This is a genomic window from Serratia sp. 2723, from assembly GCF_050434425.1.
Lineage (GTDB): Bacteria > Pseudomonadota > Gammaproteobacteria > Enterobacterales > Enterobacteriaceae > Chania.
Genome location: NZ_JBNDIN010000006.1, coordinates 50802 through 67062 on the forward strand (window position 1 = coordinate 50802; position 16261 = coordinate 67062).

A 16261-nucleotide genomic window follows, 5' to 3' on the forward strand; every position below is an offset into this window, starting at 1 on the left:
GCCCTCGGAAGATATCTTCCGAGGGTTTTTTTTTGGCTCCGGACAGACAGAAAATAATTTTAATAATAAATTCATAAAATTACAGATTAAACAGAGGTTACCATGTTGGACAAAACACGTTTACGTATCGCCATGCAGAAATCAGGCCGCTTGAGCGAAGAGTCTCAGGAATTGCTGGCCCGCTGCGGCATCAAGATCAACCTGCAACAGCAACGTCTGATTGCCTTCGCCGAGAATATGCCGATCGATATCCTGCGCGTGCGTGATGACGATATCCCTGGCCTGGTGATGGATGGCGTGGTGGATCTGGGCATCATCGGTGAGAACGTGCTGGAAGAGGAACTGCTCAACCGCCGTGCTCAGGGCGAAGACCCGCGTTACTTCACGCTGCGCCGCCTAGACTTCGGGGGTTGCCGCCTGTCGCTGGCCACCTCGCTGGATAGCGAATACTCTGGCCCGCAAAGCCTGCAAGACTCCCGCATTGCGACTTCTTACCCGCACCTGCTCAAACAGTACCTCGATAAACAAGGCGTGCGTTTTAAATCCTGCCTGCTGAACGGCTCGGTGGAAGTGGCTCCGCGTGCAGGCTTGGCAGACGCTATCTGTGATCTGGTGTCTACCGGTGCCACCCTGGAAGCCAACGGCCTGCGTGAAGTGGAAGTGATTTACCGCTCGAAAGCCTGCCTGATCCAGCGTGACGGCGAAATGCCGGAAGCCAAACAACAGCTGATCGACCGCCTGATGACCCGCATCCAAGGGGTGATCCAGGCGCGTGAATCCAAATACATCATGCTGCACGCGCCAAGCGAACGCCTGGATGAAATCATCGCGCTGCTGCCGGGTGCCGAACGCCCGACCATTCTGCCGCTGGCAGGCTCTCAGAACCGCGTAGCGATGCACATGGTCAGCAGTGAGACCCTGTTCTGGGAAACCATGGAAAAACTGAAGGCCCTGGGTGCCAGCTCCATTCTGGTGCTGCCAATTGAGAAGATGATGGAGTAACGCCATGCCAAACTTCAATACCGTCGTCAATTGGGGCAGTTGCAGCGCGGAGCAGCGTGCAGAGTTGCTGATGCGCCCGGCCATTTCCGCTTCGGACAGCATCACCCGCACGGTGCGCGAGATCCTCGATAACGTGAAAGCCAACGGTGACAGCGCGCTACGTGAATACAGCGCCAGGTTTGATAAAACCGAAGTCACGGCATTACGCGTAACGACAGAGCAGATTGACCAAGCCTGTGCCCGTCTGGGCGACGAGATCAAACAGGCGATGGCCGTAGCCGTCGCCAACGTGGAAACCTTCCACAATGCACAACAACTGCCAGCGGTGGACGTAGAAACCCTGCCCGGCGTACGCTGCCAACAGGTAACCCGCCCAATCGATTCGGTGGGTCTGTACATCCCTGGTGGCTCCGCACCGCTGTTCTCCACGGTATTGATGCTGGCGACCCCGGCACGCATCGCCGGTTGCCGCCGCGTGGTGCTTTGCTCACCACCGCCGATTGCCGATGAGATCCTGTATGCCGCCAAACTCTGTGGCGTGCAGGAAGTGTTCCAGGTCGGCGGCGCGCAGGCGATTGCCGCCATGGCATTTGGCACGGATTCGGTACCACGGGTAGCGAAAATCTTCGGGCCGGGCAACGCCTTTGTCACCGAAGCCAAACGTCAGATCAGCCAACGGTTGGACGGTGCGGCCATCGATATGCCTGCTGGCCCTTCCGAGGTGTTGGTGATCGCAGACAGCGTCGCAACCCCGGCATTTGTCGCTTCCGATTTGCTGTCTCAGGCCGAGCATGGCCCGGATTCGCAGGTCATTCTGTTAACGCCAGACGCCGCCATGGCCGAAGCGGTCGCAGTAGCGGTTGAGCAACAACTGGCACAACTGCCACGGGCAGAAACCGCTCGCCAGGCTCTGGCCAGCAGCCGCCTGATTGTGGCGAAGGACTTGGCCGAGTGTGTCGCCATCAGCAACCAGTACGGCCCTGAGCACCTGATTATTCAGACCCGCAACGCGCGCGATCTGGTAGACAGCATTACCAGTGCCGGTTCGGTGTTCCTCGGCGACTGGTCGCCGGAATCTGCCGGGGATTATGCTTCCGGCACCAACCACGTGCTGCCAACCTATGGTTATACCGCCACCTGCTCCAGTTTGGGACTGGCGGATTTCCAAAAGCGCATGACGGTACAGGAACTGACGCCACAGGGCTTTATGACCCTGGCCCCGACCATTGAAATCCTGGCTGCCGCCGAACAGCTGGTCGCCCACAAAAATGCCGTGACCCTACGCATCGCCGCACTGAAGGAGCAAGCATGAGCATCGAAGAATTAGCACGTAAAAACGTGCGCGAGCTGACCCCGTATCAGTCGGCCCGCCGCCTGGGTGGCAAGGGTGACGTCTGGCTGAATGCCAACGAATACCCGCTGGCACCAGAGTTCCAACTGACCGCACAGACCTTCAACCGTTATCCGGAATGCCAACCTGCTCTGGTGATTGAGCGCTACGCCACCTACGCCGGAGTGAATAAAGAACAGGTGTTGGTCAGCCGTGGTGCCGATGAAGGCATCGAATTACTGATCCGCGCCTTTTGCGAGCCAGGTAAAGACGCCATCCTGTTTTGCCCACCAACTTATGGCATGTACGCCGTCAGCGCCGAGACGTTTGGCGTAGAGCGCCGCACGGTCGCTGCCAAAGAAGACTGGCAGCTCGATCTGCCTGCAATTGCCGCCAGCCTGGATAACGTCAAGCTGATCTACGCCTGCAGCCCAAATAACCCGACCGGAAACCTGCTGGATCCCAACGATCTGCGCAACCTGCTGGAACTGGCCAAAGGTAAGGCCATCGTCGCCATCGATGAAGCCTATATCGAATTCTGCCCGCAGGCGTCGGTGGCTAGCTGGCTGAGCGATTACCCGCACCTGGTAGTTTTACGCACGCTGTCCAAAGCCTTCGCCCTGGCTGGCCTGCGCTGTGGTTTTACCCTGGCCAATGAGGACGTGATCGCCCTGCTACTGAAAGTGATTGCCCCGTATCCGCTCTCGACCCCGGTGGCCGACATCGCCGCCCAGGCGCTGAGCACCGAGGGGATCCGCGTTATGCGCCAGCGCGTCACCGAGATTGCCAGCAACCGCAGTTGGCTTCAGCAGGCGTTACAAGACTGCGCCTGCGTGGAGCAGGTCTTCACCAGTGACAGCAATTACCTGCTGGTTCGCTTTACCGCCTCAAGTCATGTCTTTAAAACCTTATGGGATCAGGGCATTATCTTGCGAGACCAAAATAAACAGCCTGGCCTGTCCGGTTGCCTGCGTATTACCATCGGCACCCGTAACGAATGCCAGCGCGTCGTTGACGCACTCAATACCCTGCCCGGCGCATAGGAGCCAACGTGAGCCAAAAATATCTTTTTATTGACCGTGACGGCACGCTGATTGCTGAACCCCCTGAAGATTTCCAGGTTGACCGCCTGGATAAACTGGCGCTGGAGCCGGAAGTGATCCCTGCCCTGCTGGCCTTGCAGCAAGCCGGTTTCACCCTGGTGATGATCACCAATCAGGACGGCCTCGGCACCGCCAGCTTCCCGCAGGAAACCTTCGATCCGCCGCACAACCTGATGATGCAGATCCTCAGCTCTCAGGGCGTCAAATTCGACGATATCCTGATCTGCCCGCACAAGCCGGAAGATCATTGCGAATGTCGTAAACCGAAGGTCGCCATGGTCAAAGGCTATCTGGAGCCAGGCGTGATAGACGTGGCCAACAGCTATGTGATTGGCGATCGGCAAACCGATATCCAACTGGCGGCCAATATGGGTATTCAGGGGCTGCTGTATCAGCGCCAGACGCTGGGCTGGCAGGCCATCACCCAACAGTTGACCAAGCGCGATCGCTATGCGCACGTTAACCGCGTGACCAAAGAGACACAGATTGACGTGAAGGTCTGGCTGGATCGCGAAGGTGGCAGCAAGATCAAAACCGGCGTCGGCTTCTTCGACCACATGCTGGATCAGATCGCCACCCACGGCGGCTTCCGGATGGATATTCAGGTGAACGGCGATCTCTACATCGACGATCACCACACAGTAGAAGACACCGGGTTGGCGCTGGGCGAAGCTCTGAGTAAAGCCCTGGGCGACAAACGCGGCATCGCACGCTTCGGCTTCGTGTTGCCGATGGATGAATGCCTGGCCCGTTGCGCACTGGATATCTCCGGCCGCCCGCACCTGGAATATAAAGCCGAGTTCAACTACCAACGCGTAGGCGATCTCAGCACCGAGATGATCGAGCACTTCTTCCGCTCGCTGTCTTACACCATGGGCTGCACCCTGCACCTGCGCACCAAAGGCAAAAACGACCATCACCGCGTCGAAAGCCTGTTCAAGGTGTTTGGCCGCACGCTGCGCCAGGCGATCCGCGTTGAGGGCAATACGCTGCCCAGCTCGAAAGGAGTGCTGTGATGAACGTGGTGATCCTGGACACCGGCTGCGCCAACCTCGCCTCGGTCAACTATGCGGTGCAGCGCCTGGGCTATCAGCCACAGGTGAGCCGCGATCCGGAGATCGTGCTGCGCGCCGACAAACTGTTCCTGCCTGGTGTGGGTACTGCACAGGCGGCAATGGACCAGTTGGAACAGCGCGACCTGATCGATCTGATCAAGGCCTGTACCCAGCCGGTGCTGGGGATCTGCCTGGGTATGCAGTTGCTGGCAGCCAGCAGTGAAGAAAATGGGGGTATCAAAACGCTAGGGATTATCGATACTCCGGTAACACAGATGACCGATTTTGGCCTGCCTTTGCCCCATATGGGCTGGAACCAGGTTACGGCGCAGGCCGGCAATCATCTGTTCCGCGGCATCGAGGATGGTGCTTACTTTTACTTCGTTCACAGTTATGCGATGCCGATATGCTCAAGCACCATCGCTCAGGCGAACTACGGCGAGCCCTTCACCGCCGCCGTACAAAAAGACAACTTCTTTGGCGTGCAGTTTCATCCAGAGCGATCTGGCAACGCCGGGGCGCAACTGTTGAAGAACTTTCTGGAGATGTAGGCAGCATGATTATTCCCGCTTTGGATTTGATCGACGGTAACGTAGTGCGCCTGCATCAGGGCGATTACGGCCAACAGCGCGACTACGGCAACGATCCGCTGCTACGTCTGCAAGACTATCAGCAGCAAGGGGCGCAAGTTTTACACCTGGTTGATTTGACCGGCGCCAAAGATCCGGCGGCCCGCCAGATCCCTCTGCTGCGTACACTGCTGGCCGGGGTAAGCGTACCGGTACAGGTTGGCGGCGGTATCCGCAACGAACAAGACGTTGCCGCGCTGCTGGAGGCCGGAGCCACGCGCGTGGTCATCGGCTCCACCGCAGTCAAGCAGCCAGAGATGGTACAGGGTTGGTTTGAACGCTACGGTGCCGACGCCATGGTGCTGGCGCTGGACGTACGCATCGACGCCGCTGGCCGTAAGAACGTGGCAATCAGTGGCTGGCAGGAAAACTCGGAGGCCACGCTGGAACAGGTGGTTGAACAATATCTGCCGTTTGGCTTGAAACACGTGTTGTGTACCGATATCTCACGCGACGGTACGTTGAAAGGCTCCAACGTGGGGCTGTATCAGGAAGTGTGCCAACGCTATCCGCAGATCGCCTTCCAGGCTTCTGGCGGCATCGGCAACCTGGACGATATCGCCCAGCTGCGTGGCAGTGGTGTGGAAGGGGTGATCGTCGGGCGTGCCCTGTTGGACGGTAAATTCAGCGTTGAGGAGGCTATCGCATGCTGGCAAAACGGATAATCCCTTGTCTGGACGTCAAGGACGGGCAAGTGGTCAAGGGCGTGCAGTTCCGTAACCACGAAATCATTGGCGATATCGTGCCGTTAGCCCAGCGCTACGCGCAGGAAGGCGCCGACGAACTGGTCTTTTACGATATCACCGCCTCCAGCGATGGCCGGGTGGTAGATAAAAGCTGGGTATCACGCGTTGCGGAAGTGATCGATATTCCGTTCTGCGTGGCCGGGGGCATCAAGAGTGCCGAAGACGCCAGCCAGATCCTCTCCTTTGGGGCGGACAAGATCTCTGTCAACTCCCCGGCGCTGGCCGACCCAACGCTGATCAGCCGCCTGGCAGACCGCTTTGGCGTACAGTGCATCGTGGTCGGGATCGACACCTGGTATGAAGCCGCAACCGGCAAGTACCACGTCAACCAATATACCGGGGATGAAAGCCGCACCCGAGTCACCGAGTGGCAAACCCTCGATTGGGTGCAGGAAGTGCAAAAGCGCGGCGCTGGGGAGATTGTGCTCAACATGATGAACCAGGATGGCGTACGCAACGGTTACGATCTGGAACAGCTGAAGCGGGTACGTGAGGTGTGCAAGGTGCCGCTGATCGCCTCCGGCGGTGCCGGTACCATGGAACACTTCCTGGAAGCCTTCCGCGATGCCGATGTTGACGGCGCGCTGGCGGCTTCGGTATTCCATAAGCAAATCATCAATATCAGCGAACTGAAACGGTTCCTGGCAGAGAAAGGCGTGGAGATACGCGTGTGTTAACAGAACAACAGAAAGCTAAGCTGGATTGGGCAAAAACCGACAACCTGATGCCGGCAATCGTACAACATGCCGTTTCCGGCGAAGTGCTGATGCTGGGCTATATGGATCAGGCCGCCCTGGACGTGACCGAGCAAACCGGCAAGGTGACGTTCTTCTCACGCACCAAGCAGCGCCTGTGGACCAAGGGCGAAAGCTCAGGCAACTTCCTTAACGTGGTCAGCATTACGCCAGACTGCGATAACGATACCCTGCTGATCCTGGCCAACCCGATCGGCCCAACCTGCCATTTGGGTAACGACAGTTGCTTCCATCCGGCAAGCAGCGACTGGGGCTTCCTGTACCAGCTTGAACAATTGCTGGCTTCGCGTAAAACCGCCAGTCCGGATAGCTCGTACACCGCCAAACTGTATGCCAGCGGCACCAAGCGCATTGCACAGAAGGTGGGCGAGGAAGGCGTAGAAACCGCCCTGGCCGCCACGGTGAACGATCGCGAAGAGCTGACCAACGAAGCTTCCGACCTGATATACCACCTGCTGGTGCTGTTGCAGGATCAGGAACTCGATTTGAGCAAAGTGATTGGCCGCCTGCGCGAGCGGCACGAGAAGAAATAACCCAGTTTTGCAGGCAATAAAAAAGCCGCCGGGCGTTAACCTCGGCGGCTTTTTTTATCGTTCAACGAGCGGGATTATTCCATCCATTCGGTATGGAATACGCCTTCTTTATCGGTACGCTTATAAGTATGAGCACCGAAGTAGTCACGTTGCGCCTGGATCAGGTTGGCAGGCAGTACCGCAGAACGATAGCTGTCGTAGTACGCGATCGCCGCAGAGAAGGTTGGCGTTGGGATACCGTTCTGCACCGCATAGGAAACCACGTCACGCAGCGCCTGCTGATACTCATCAGCGATTTGCTTGAAGTAAGGTGCCAGCAGCAGGTTGGCGATGTCAGCGTTCTCAGCGTAGGCATCGGTGATCTTCTGCAGGAACTGGGCGCGGATGATGCAACCGGCACGGAAGATCTTGGCAATCTCGCCGTAATTCAGATCCCAGTTGTTTTCCTTAGAGGCCGCTTTCAGCTGAGAGAAACCCTGCGCATAGGAAACGATTTTACCCAGGTACAGAGCGCGACGAACTTTCTCGACAAACTCGGCTTTCTCGCCGCTGAAGGCTGCAACTTTCGGGCCGGTCAACACTTTAGAAGCCGCTACGCGCTGGTCTTTCAGAGAAGACAGGTAACGCGCGAACACCGATTCTGTGATCAATGACAATGGCTCACCCAGGTCCAGAGAACTCTGGCTGGTCCATTTGCCGGTGCCTTTGTTGGCCGCTTCATCGAGGATCACATCAACCAGGTATTTACCCTCTTCGTCTTTCTTGGTGAAGATGTCTTTGGTGATGTCGATCAGGTAGCTGTTCAGTTCGCCCTTGTTCCACTCGGCGAAGGTTTCAGCCAACTGCTCGTTGTTCAGATTCAGCGCCTGCTTCAGCAAGGAGTAGGCTTCTGCGATCAGCTGCATGTCGCCATATTCGATACCGTTGTGCACCATCTTCACGTAGTGGCCAGCACCGTCAGCACCGATATAGGCCACGCATGGCTCACCTTCGGCCACAGCGGCGATTTTCTTCAGGATGGGTGCCACCAGCTCGTAAGCTTCTTTCTGGCCACCAGGCATGATTGAAGGCCCTTTCAGCGCCCCTTCTTCGCCACCGGAAACGCCAGTGCCAATAAAGTTGAAGCCCTGAGCAGACAGCTCGCGGTTACGACGGATAGTGTCCTGATAGTAGGTGTTACCACCGTCGATCAGGATATCGCCTTTATCCAGGTGCGGAGTCAGCGAGGCAATGGTCTTGTCCGTAGCTTCGCCCGCTTTTACCATCAGCAAAATGCGGCGCGGTGTTTCCAGCGATGCAACAAACTCTTCGACGGTGTAGTGCGGCACCAGGTTTTTGCCCGGGTTCTCTGCAATAACTTCGTCAGTCTTATCGCCTGAACGGTTAAAGATAGAAACGGTATAGCCACGGCTTTCGATGTTCAAAGCCAGATTGCGGCCCATCACCGCCATGCCGACAACGCCGATTTGCTGTTTGGACATTAGGAACTCCTGTCTGAGGATGACACCTGTATCACGGCTCTTGGCCAACAGGTTTTTGATGTGGCCAACATGTTAACTCAGGATTGCGTTCGCTGGGTAGTGATTGGTGCGATAGGTCACATAATTGCATATCACGGATAGACAATGCGGTTTTTACAAGCGCTTCTCGATCAACTGCTGATAGAGCTCAATGTAGCTTTCCGCCATACGTGCAGAAGTGAACAGGTCCTGGAAACGCTTTGCAGCATTCTCTCCGTAACGGGCTGCCAACTGCGGATCGTTCCACAGTTGCACCATCGCTTGGCGTAATGCATCAGCATCTGACGGAGGGACGACGATGCCGGTTTCCTTATCCAGATTGATGTAGGTTGTACCTGTGCCGATCTCACTGGAAATGAGCGGCTTACCAAACATCGCCCCTTCAAGCAAAGTGATACCAAACGCCTCTGAGCGCAAATGGGACGGGAAAACCACGCTGTAGCACAGTTGTAATAAGGCAGCTTTATCTTCATCCGGCAACGCGCCAAGGAAGTGAATATTGTTTAAACCTAAATCTGCGGCCTGCTGTTTCAACTCTTGCTCGATCGGACCAGCTCCAACGATCACCAACGGGAAGTCGGTGCTTTTTACCGCTTCAAGCAGAATATGGAGACCCTTGTAGTAGCGGAAAGCGCCAACAAACAGGAAGAAGCGATCGCCCACCTTTTGTCGCCAATGGTCGAGGTGCTGTTCATCCGCCATAGGATAAGAGTTCTTATCCAAACCATAAGGGATCACTTTGACTTTTGGCAGATATTTCTGCAAGGTCACGCTCGTTTCCACATAGTTTGGCGAGGCCGCAACAATACAATCAACCGAATCTAAAAATTTGCTCATCAACGGCGTATAAAATTTTAACGCCAACTTTTGCTTCACTATGTCCGAGTGATAGCTCACAATCGTCGGTTTTTTGACACCCGCGATAAAATGCACCATATCCATAAATGGGTATGGAAAATGATAATGAATAATATCCGCCTGTGCAGCCAACTGTTTAAACTTTTTTACTGCACTTATAGAAAATGGCGTTGACGCTACTTCAAAATTTGTTGCTGAGTAATAAGCCGAGTGCGAGCCGACGCGTTCATTATCAATATCACCACGCGTGCTTAGCGACAGCGTTGTCGATTCGATATCATGACATATGCCAGCTTCGCTTAACTGGTAGATAACCTGTTCAATGCCGCCAAAAGAATCAGGATAATATGTTTTATAAAAATGCAGAACTTTTAACATGAAAGCTATTAAACCTGCTGATATGCGTGAATAGTCTCTGCGGCACAACGCTGCCAAGAGAAGGTTTTTGCCCGACTTAAACCACCAGTGATGGCAGATTCACGCCAAGTCTCATCTTCAATGCTCTGATGAATTAACTGCGTCAAGGTTTCGACATCCAAAGCGGCGCAGGTCAACGCGCACTCTCCAACCACTTCGGGTAACGAAGAACTGTTGGAACACACCACCGGCACGCCCGATGCCATGGCCTCCAGCACCGGCAACCCAAACCCTTCATATAACGATGGGAATAGGAAGCTCCTGGCGCCAGCGAATAGGTAAGGTAAATCTGATGACTTGGTGTAGCCCAGATAACATAACCACCCTTCGCGTTCAGCCTGTTCAAAACGCACGTGCAAAGCCTCACTACGCCAGCCTTTAAAGCCGCTGATAGCTAATGGATAAGCCTTTCTTAAGCTAAGTGGCAACCGTTCGTAGGCGGACAGCAAGGTTTCAATATTCTTGCGCGGCTCAATCGACCCGGTAAATAAACAATATCGCCCTGCCTGCAGCCCATACTGGGATACTACGGCAGTAATAGACTCGGGATCGCGTGGGTAAAATTCCCCACTGCTAGCCAGCCTTGCCGCATACACTTTATTAGCAGGCAAGTTAAAATAATCCATCACCTCTTGCCGTGTAAAATCTGAGTCAGTGATCAAGATATCGGCACGTTTCATCGTCAGCAGTAGTTCTTTCTGCATAAAACGGACGCGCTCTTGAGGATGACATTGTGGCCACGTAAAGACAGAGAGATCGTGAAAGGTGGCTACGCTAGGCCCAACTTTGGGAGGTAAATAGAAATTTGGGCCGTGGTAGATAGCATCAGGGTGTTTCTTTAACGCTAACGTTTTTAACCAGGGAGCCGTCAAACGGTATAGCTCAGAAGCAACTCTGCTTTTTTGCACCATATGACGCAAACCCTGGCTTGAAGAACTGCTTTCCCTAGCTTGCGGTATTTGCTTACTTAGCCTACGCCCCTGAAGAAATAAAAGCTCAGATATCTCTGGGCTTTTAGTTAAACAGTTAGCTAACTCATAAGCATATCGGCCAATCCCAGTTAACGGATATTTAATCGGGTCAGTACCAAATATGACTTTCATCGTCAGTTTTCCAACATCCAGCGCAACGTTTCCTCCAACGGAGGAGTATCCCAATCACCGACAAGACTGCGCAGTTTTGTCGCATCACCACACAGTATCTTGACTTCGTTAGGACGGACAAAAGCCGGATTTACGCGGATATCCAAGTGGTGTGATGTGATTTTCTCGCACAAATCAACCGCATCACGTAAAGAATAAGTTCGCCCAGAGCAGACATTGATCGTTTCGCCGATAGGCTTGACCCGTAACAGTGCCACATAGGCCTTGCTCAAGGCGCGGACATCGGTAAAGTCACGCCAAACGTCGATATTACCGAGCTCGATAACGGCAGCCTTACTCTTGTAGTGTTTGACGATTTTCGGCAACAAGAAATTATCTGCCTGGCCAACACCGGTATAATTAAAGGGCCGCGTAATGAATATCGGCAGTTTATCCACCCACAATCTGGCCATAAACTCCATGGCTAGCTTACTCACCGCATAATCATTCGCTGGATTGGCGGGGGTCCCCTCACCGAGTTTACCCTCAGTGCTGTTACCATAAACATTGGCACTGCTGGCAATTAACACGGCATCCAATGGATGCCCACTGTCGGAGAGTGCTTGGAGTAAATTCCGGGAGCCCTGCAGGTTTACGCTATAGAAAGCATTCGCGTCACCATGGCCCACAAACGCAATGGCGGCAAGATGAACAACGACATCTGGCTTAACCTGGCCGATAGCTTCCGCTAACGCCGCTTCGTCTTGCAAGTCTACCTGAAAATAGTCTGCCTGAGCCGAAGGTAATGAACCCAGCCCATAAACCCGATATCCGGCAGCGGATAATTCCGCTGCCACATAACGGCCGGTAAACCCATTGATGCCCGTAACCAAGGCACGTTTGCCGGCGCCGAACATCAGAAGGAGGACCCTTTCTGATTACGTACAAGATCCTGCTCCACCATCATCTGGCACAGCTGCTCCAGAGTGGTCTTAGGCTCCCAACCCAAAATTTCCTTGGCGCGAGCTGGATTACCGATCAACAGTTCCACTTCTGCCGGACGGAAGAATTTCGGGTTAACGCGAACCAGCGTTTTGCCGCTAGCAACGTCAATCCCTACCTCTTGCTCATCTTTACCTTCAAAGCGCAGGGTATAACCGGCGGCTTTGAATGCCATGGCAACGAAGTCACGAACGGTTTCTGTACGGTTGGTTGCCAGCACGAAGGTATCCGGCTGCTCAGCCTGCAACATACGCCACATGCCTTCGACATATTCTTTGGCAAAGCCCCAGTCGCGTTTGGCATCCATGTTACCCAGTTCCAATACGTCCAGTTTGCCCAGTTTGATTTTGGCAACGGAGTCAGTAATTTTACGGGTAACAAACTCGCGACCACGCAGCGGCGACTCATGGTTAAACAGAATACCGCTGGAAGCGAAGATACCGTAGCTTTCACGATAGTTGATAGTCATCCAGTGGGCATACAGTTTAGCAACGCCATACGGGCTACGCGGGTAGAATGGCGTATCTTCTTTCTGAGGAACAGCTTGTACTAAACCGAACATTTCAGAGGTTGATGCCTGATAGAAACGGATTTTAGGATTAACGATGCGGATCGCTTCCAAAAGGTTAACCGGGCCAATGCCAGTGATTTCCGCTGTGGTAATAGGTTGTTCAAATGAAACACCAACAAAGCTTTGCGCTGCCAAGTTATAAACTTCTGTTGCACCTGTTTGTTGCAACAGACGAATACTGGCAGACAGATCGGTCAGATCATATTCAACCAAATGCAGATTCGGATGCTTATCAATACCCAGTTCTTCTATGCGCCAGAAGTTAACCGAACTGGTTCTACGGTAGGTACCATGAACCTGGTAACCTTTTTCGAGTAAAAGTTCAGCAAGATATGCGCCATCTTGACCAGTTATACCTGTAACCATTGCTGTTTTCATAATGATTTAATACCTAAAATCAAACGATTATATAATTCTTCGGATTGTAAAGCGGAGCGGTTTGACGATAAATATTTGACTCGAGCCTTAGCCCCCAGAGAAAGCATTTCGTATAGTGCATTATTTTTACAAAGTCGCGCCATCTTTTCCGCCAGTTCGACTTCAGAACCGTCGTCAAAAATAAGTCCGCATTGTTCATCTAATACAACCTCAGGAATTGCCCCCCCACTACTACCAATGACAGGCTTTCCATGAACAAAAGCCTCAAGCGGTACAAGGCCAAATGACTCATACCTGGATGGGAAAACCACAACATCACAAAATGCATATAGCTTTTCGCGATCCCAATCTGAAACTTCACCTAAAAGAAGTATGTTATCTTGTTGCTCGTTCAAGTGCTCATCAAGTAAAGCATTGACTCCAACACCATCGTTACCCGCCAAAACAAACATCACATCGTTAGTTTTTTCTGGGTACTGATGGTTAAACTGGCTGATTGCTTTAATAAAGACATCAATCCCTTTACGTTTTTCTAGCCGACCAAGGAACAGATAGATCATTTTTCCCTGTTGCTTGGCATTCACCAGTTCAGGGAAATGACTAATATCATTATAACCCCGTGACACATCATAACTTGGCCAATAAGCAATGCCAGCATTAATAATATTAAAGCGCTCATCTGCCTCAATACCATAGCGTTTGGTGAATGTATTTTGAATTGATTGACTGATAGGCACTACAGCATCGGCACTCTGCACCATCGCTCTCTCGAACCCGACCAACAAATCCTTATCAACGGCAGGCATATTCCAACCATTAGTCTCATCAGCAACAATCAATGGGGTGACCAAACGAACAACCAAAGGTATATTTAATTCATTTTTAACCTGCAAGAACGCATAACACTCGGCATCCCAAAGACAAGTGTCAACAACAGAGATAGGGAGTTCTTCATGTAATGCATCAAGCGCTATCGCAACTTTTAACGACCAGGACAAATTGATATTGGCGATGGCAGAATCTGTATATGTATCATTACATTCAGGAGCCGCCAAACTGATTAAACGGAAGTTCCCGCGCTCGATCCTGTCCTCACTACCCTGTGTTATGACAGTAACATCATGGCCTTGTAGTAAGAGTTCGCTTGCCAAATGGTAATAAAGAGTTCCAATCCCACCAGACTTAGTAAATGGAGGGAATTCTTTTGTTACCAATACGATGTGCAATTTATTAAATGATTTATTGGCAGAAACCGTTTCAAAAGGCAGCCAGCCGTTATTATTTGGCGCCAGTTCAATTAGCTTACGAGGGTGATTGGCAGCAGCAATACCAGCGTCAAAACCATCCCAAACACTTTTAACTAACGAACTAAAGTCAGCGGATGAGATTTCCCCCGAACGAAGCCCAGCTTCAAGGTAAGCAATACGCTCTCTTTCAACAATTTTTCTTGTTTGAGCGATAATGAAGTCCTTGTCACCTTCATTGAAACGCAAAGCAAAATAAACCGTGTTCTTGACAATCGAAAACCAGTTATACTTATATTTACTTACACGATTATCGCTTTGCGCAAATTCATGCCTCAAGTAGGCATTAGCGCAATGCTGTACTTTATAGCCATTTTTAATTAGCCGGAAACAAACATCCGTTTCATCAAGGAAATAATCGTATTCCTCATCAAAACTACCTACTGAAAGCAAATAGTCCCTACGAAAAGAGGAGTTAGTACCTAATAAGGTGCGATGATAATCCGGGTTGCTATACAACTCTTTTTCAGGGTTACTCACTCCCGAACCAAAACTATCAACCAGAATGTCAATGGCCTGGAATTGCAAGGAACCGGCATAATAAGTCGGCCCCCCGGCACCCGCAACAAAATTGTGAGAAGAATTATAGTAGGCAAGTATGCAATCGCACCAATCATAGAATGGCATAGCATCATCATCAATAAATGCAACAATATCGCCAGAAGCTAAATTACTACCTATATTACGTGATATTGAAAGATTACGTACTGGATTATCAGCATAGATAATCTTATCACGCCAACGCTCAACCACTGATGATGTATCATCAGTTGAGGGGCCATTAACAACGATGACTTCAAAGTTTTTATTATAGCTACGAGTCAAGTAATCCAGGCATCGTTCTAAATAGTCAGCGCGATTGAATGTACAAATAACAAAACTAACCGATTTAAAACGGTCAGGTCCACCAATTATTTTATCAAAGAAATTAGTGGCAATTTTTATCCAAGCATTATAATCACTAGCATGGAGGACTCTTTTTTGATGCTCAAGTAAAGCATTTCTAAATTTGTCATCCGAACAGACTTTCTCGAATTTATCAAATAGCTCAGCTTCATCTTTAAAGATACCAGCAGAGTTCCCAAGTGTTTCTGGAACCGCAGCCGCATCAAGAGCCAATACAGGAATATTATGCAATGCAGCTTCAAGTAACGGAACACCAAAACCTTCATGCTCGCTGAAGCACATAAAGCAAAGTGAATTATGATAATAATCTTCAAGCACAGACTGACTAACCTTGCCAGTAATATGCACATTAGCCTTGAGATCCAGATCACCGATGAGAGTCACAATACGCTTGTAGAAGGAAGAAGAAGAATCATATCCTCCAACAAGAATTAAATCACCGATATTAGGGAATGCTTTTCGAAGCTTTGCATATGCTTCAACAAGCCTGTCCTGACGTTTATTTTCACAGATTCGACCAACGAAGAGAATGTTGTTATCTTTCTTACTGCCGGCAACTTCGAGGAAATTAGCCTCATCAATATCATCTATAATTATCGGCAGTTTAAAGGTTTTATCAGGGTTATAACCTAGTTCGATAATTTCTTTAAGATTATAATCGCTTACACCTGTCGCAAAATCAAAATGATGAATAATTTCCTTTAACTGCTCACGTCCACGTTTACAATAGCTGTAAAGATGGCTGTTTTTCTCAAAGAAATAATGAGGTGTAATATTATGATACAGTATAACCTTCAAACAGTTTTGCTTAATAACCGCGTCCGCGCAAAACTCCGAGAGGCCAGAGAAATGAAAAATAATTATATCTTCTTCATTGGCGTCCAAAGCGCTAATGTGGTTAGCAAATTTCTCGCGTTCTGGGTGAAAGTGCGTAACGTAAATTTGTGACTCAATACCAAAAACATTCTGCAACGCTGTGTCAATATTTATGACATGATTAGAACACGCATCATAAACATCTAATGACTCAATAACTTGAATCACCTTGCCATTAAAATGCTTAAACATTG

General features: G+C 51.2%; 14 protein-coding genes and 1 other annotated feature (1 of these 15 running past the window's edge). Of the genes, 8 read left to right on the top strand and 6 right to left on the bottom strand.

The window, feature by feature from the left end; translation table 11 throughout:
• Positions 1 to 34 (top strand) — a sequence feature (His leader region) (it extends 102 nt beyond the left edge of the window).
• 68 nt (positions 35 to 102) lie between these two features.
• The 8 genes from hisG to hisIE are packed head-to-tail and all read left to right on the top strand — an operon-like array spanning position 103 to position 7153.
• Entirely contained in the window at positions 103 to 1002 is a 900-nt protein-coding gene (gene hisG, locus ABIE29_RS10935; RefSeq protein ID WP_429618692.1) for an ATP phosphoribosyltransferase, read from the top strand.
• Between the two features lie 4 nt (positions 1003 to 1006).
• Complete coding sequence (hisD, locus tag ABIE29_RS10940) at positions 1007 to 2314, top strand: histidinol dehydrogenase (protein ID WP_429618694.1); 1308 nt, start codon at positions 1007 to 1009, stop codon at positions 2312 to 2314.
• Positions 2311 to 3375 (top strand): histidinol-phosphate transaminase, encoded by a 1065-nt coding sequence (hisC, locus tag ABIE29_RS10945; protein WP_429618695.1) that lies wholly within the window; start codon positions 2311 to 2313, stop codon positions 3373 to 3375. Before hisD ends, hisC begins: the two co-directional genes overlap by 4 nt.
• Before the next feature lie 8 nt (positions 3376 to 3383).
• Positions 3384 to 4451: a bifunctional histidinol-phosphatase/imidazoleglycerol-phosphate dehydratase HisB gene (hisB, locus tag ABIE29_RS10950; protein WP_429618697.1), complete on the top strand. Its 1068-nt coding sequence runs from the start codon at positions 3384 to 3386 to the stop codon at positions 4449 to 4451.
• Positions 4451 to 5041: an imidazole glycerol phosphate synthase subunit HisH gene (gene hisH, locus ABIE29_RS10955; RefSeq protein WP_429618699.1), complete on the top strand. Its 591-nt coding sequence runs from the start codon at positions 4451 to 4453 to the stop codon at positions 5039 to 5041. Before hisB ends, hisH begins: the two co-directional genes overlap by 1 nt.
• A gap of 5 nt (positions 5042 to 5046) precedes the next feature.
• Positions 5047 to 5784 carry a 1-(5-phosphoribosyl)-5-[(5-phosphoribosylamino)methylideneamino]imidazole-4-carboxamide isomerase gene (gene hisA, locus ABIE29_RS10960; protein WP_429618700.1) on the top strand — a complete coding sequence of 246 codons (738 nt, stop codon included), beginning with the start codon at positions 5047 to 5049 and terminating at the stop codon, positions 5782 to 5784.
• Positions 5766 to 6542 (top strand): imidazole glycerol phosphate synthase subunit HisF, encoded by a 777-nt coding sequence (hisF, locus tag ABIE29_RS10965; protein ID WP_429618703.1) that lies wholly within the window; start codon positions 5766 to 5768, stop codon positions 6540 to 6542. Before hisA ends, hisF begins: the two co-directional genes overlap by 19 nt.
• Positions 6536 to 7153, top strand: a complete 618-nt coding sequence (hisIE, locus tag ABIE29_RS10970; protein ID WP_021805010.1) for a bifunctional phosphoribosyl-AMP cyclohydrolase/phosphoribosyl-ATP diphosphatase HisIE — start codon at positions 6536 to 6538, stop codon at positions 7151 to 7153. Before hisF ends, hisIE begins: the two co-directional genes overlap by 7 nt.
• 74 nt (positions 7154 to 7227) lie before the next feature.
• Here hisIE and gndA read toward each other — a convergent pair whose 3' ends face one another.
• The 6 genes from gndA to ABIE29_RS11000 form a co-directional block, all read right to left on the bottom strand.
• Positions 7228 to 8634 (bottom strand): NADP-dependent phosphogluconate dehydrogenase, encoded by a 1407-nt coding sequence (gndA, locus tag ABIE29_RS10975; protein ID WP_065685396.1) that lies wholly within the window; start codon positions 8632 to 8634, stop codon positions 7228 to 7230.
• 153 nt (positions 8635 to 8787) lie between these two features.
• Positions 8788 to 9909 (bottom strand): glycosyltransferase family 4 protein, encoded by a 1122-nt coding sequence (locus ABIE29_RS10980; RefSeq protein WP_429618706.1) that lies wholly within the window; start codon positions 9907 to 9909, stop codon positions 8788 to 8790.
• A gap of 8 nt (positions 9910 to 9917) precedes the next feature.
• Entirely contained in the window at positions 9918 to 11051 is a 1134-nt protein-coding gene (locus tag ABIE29_RS10985) for a glycosyltransferase family 4 protein (RefSeq protein WP_337049712.1), read from the bottom strand.
• Positions 11052 to 11053: 2 nt separating this feature from the next.
• Positions 11054 to 11947, bottom strand: coding sequence for a GDP-mannose 4,6-dehydratase (locus ABIE29_RS10990; protein WP_429618708.1), 894 nt, complete (start codon positions 11945 to 11947; stop codon positions 11054 to 11056).
• The gene (gene gmd / locus ABIE29_RS10995) at positions 11947 to 12981 is read right to left on the bottom strand and encodes a GDP-mannose 4,6-dehydratase (protein ID WP_429618710.1); all 1035 of its coding nucleotides are present in this window, start codon (positions 12979 to 12981) and stop codon (positions 11947 to 11949) included. Before gmd ends, ABIE29_RS10990 begins: the two co-directional genes overlap by 1 nt.
• Complete coding sequence (locus tag ABIE29_RS11000) at positions 12978 to 16259, bottom strand: glycosyltransferase (protein WP_429618713.1); 3282 nt, start codon at positions 16257 to 16259, stop codon at positions 12978 to 12980. Before ABIE29_RS11000 ends, gmd begins: the two co-directional genes overlap by 4 nt.
• Positions 16260 to 16261 lie beyond the last annotated feature (2 nt).